The organism is Streptomyces sp. NPDC001156 (assembly GCF_053598275.1).
Window position 1 is genome coordinate 1 of record NZ_JBSFJX010000504.1, and the last position, 1711, is coordinate 1711.

Sequence of the window (1711 nt, forward strand, 5' to 3'; positions counted from 1 at the left end):
GGCTGTCCCTTCGGCCGGCGCCGCCGGGCCATCATCCGCTGGTACCTCGCGAGCCGCTGCGCGGCCCGCTTGCCGTACTCGCCATGCGGGAGGTCATAGGCGTCATCGGTGGTGGTAGCGGTCTCCTTCACACCCCAGTCCACGCCCAGGACGCGGCCCGTCGGGGCGAGCGGCTCGGCCCGTCCGGCGTGGCGATCCGCATCCGCATCAAGGGCTGGTGAAGGCGACCTCAGCGATGTTCGCTACGGGCATGCTCTGTGCGGATGACAGCACCATCTGGGCCCGCCGCCAGGTCACCACCGATTCCGTGCCCCGGCGGATGATCCGCAGCAGGCGCTGGCCCTCGTCGTCATCGATCCCACGGACGCGTACTCCCTCTGCCACCCGGACAGTTTGACGGCCCGTAACCGCCAGAGCGATCACCCGGGCGGCTCTTCACATCGCCGATGCGCCGGATCGCGGCCGGGCCAGTGCGTCCCGGGGACCGGATTACCGCATCGGGTCCGGGTGCGGCGAGACGCGCGGAGTCGTCGCCTTGCTTGGCCGGGGCTCAGCATCGCCGAGGTAGTAGACGGCTCCGGATTCACGGCGCGGTGTGTTCACGACCACCCAGCCCACGATGTGCCCCCGCGTGTCCCGGACTTGCCAGGGATCGAGACCTGCCCCCCAGTAGACCCGCTGTTCGGAGCGTTCTCTGGGGGCGAGTCGACTGCTCATGTCATGGCAGTCATGTCCACGACGGTCGACACACTCGAACAGGACGGCTGGGGAGTCGGTGTCATTGACAAAGACGACAGAACTGAAGTTGGCAGGGTCTGTGGGATCCATGGTTGCATCGCAAGCACTCAGAAGTCCCACGACGAGTGCAGCAACCGGCCAGGCTCGGCGCGGACAAGTACCCAAGTGGAACCTCCCGTTCGGCGACGGAGCCTACAGCAGGCCAACGTTGCCCGATTCGGCACTAGGACGCGAGGTGGCGTACCGATGAATAGAGGTACTGGCCCTTCTCCAAGGGTTGGGAGCTGTTCGGTTTCGGATGTGCAGGAGTGTGCGTGAGTGTGCACGAGCATGTACTTGTTCGTGGTGTTGCAGCGCGCGCACGACGCTTGGCGGGCTCTGAATGTCAGTGCCGGCCGGTAGCGTTCTTCCTGTTGCTGATCAAGCGTTGGGGAGGGGGCAGATCGATGCGAGGTGAGTCGCTGCGTACGATCGCTGCCCCCTTCGTGGCCGTCGGCCCGTCCGGCGTGGCGATCCGCACCCGCCTCAAGGGCCTCACGCCGGACGACGAGCAGGTGTTACGCCTGGTCGGCGCGCATCTGGGGTCGCTGGCCTCGAAGGATCTCAAACGCCGGTGCGCCGACGGCCTGGAGCACTCCGCGGATACATGGGCCAGGCGCAAGCGGGCCCTGACCGACACATCGTCCTCGCGATGGGCCGGTTCGATCACCAAGGCCACCCACGATCAGTGGGCGCTGTCCCGGCGCGCCCAACTCGCGCACATCCGCAGCCTTGAGGCCGGCATCAAGACGATCGCGCACCGGTTGTCGCTGCCGGTGGGCGAGAAGGGCACGAAGCGGGCGCCGGGCGGATACCGCACCCGGCAGGAGTGGTTCCAAAAGACCCGGCGACTGCATCTGCTCAAGGACCGGCTGGAGCGGGAGCGGGCCGATCACGAGGTGGGGCGGGTGCGGGTCGTGCGGGGCGGCAAACG

The 1711-nt window shown here is 67.5% G+C and carries 3 pseudogenes; 1 reads left to right on the plus strand and 2 read right to left on the minus strand.

From position 1 onward, the window contains the following. A pseudogene (locus ACWDA7_RS52615) lies at positions 1-188 on the minus strand (RNA-guided endonuclease TnpB family protein); the annotation flags it as partial. Positions 189-213: 25 nt separating this feature from the next. Continuing rightward, positions 214-384: pseudogene (locus ACWDA7_RS52620) on the minus strand (IS630 family transposase); the annotation flags it as partial. Positions 385-1184: 800 nt separating this feature from the next. Here ACWDA7_RS52620 and ACWDA7_RS52625 point away from each other — a divergent pair. After that, a pseudogene (locus tag ACWDA7_RS52625) lies at positions 1185-1711 on the plus strand (IS200/IS605 family accessory protein TnpB-related protein); the annotation flags it as partial.